Source organism: Parafrigoribacterium mesophilum, assembly GCF_039652555.1.
Lineage (GTDB): Bacteria > Actinomycetota > Actinomycetes > Actinomycetales > Microbacteriaceae > Parafrigoribacterium > Parafrigoribacterium mesophilum.
The window spans coordinates 1-260 of record NZ_JBDJAF010000080.1; the positions used below are offsets into that span (position 1 = coordinate 1).

A 260-nucleotide genomic window follows, 5' to 3' on the forward strand; every position below is an offset into this window, starting at 1 on the left:
CCCGGACTGGGTGTGGGCGCCCGCCCGGCGGGTGACCGCGTTGTCTGTTGCGCCGGTGATGGCGGCGATGAAGTCCTCGTAGCTGACTTCACCGATCCGGAATTCGCCGTTGTTGCGGCCGAGCCGCAGCACCGCAACCCGGGTGGCGACGGCCTGCACATCGGCCATGTTGTGGCTGATCAGGATGTCGCCGAGGCCACGCTCACGCAGTCGCTCGATGAGGTTGAGCACTTCGGCTGTTTGCGCCACCCCGAGCGCTG

1 pseudogene is annotated in these 260 nt (G+C 67.7%); it reads right to left on the bottom strand.

The window, feature by feature from the left end:
- A pseudogene (locus tag ABFX56_RS16170) lies at positions 1-260 on the bottom strand (ATP-binding cassette domain-containing protein); the annotation flags it as partial.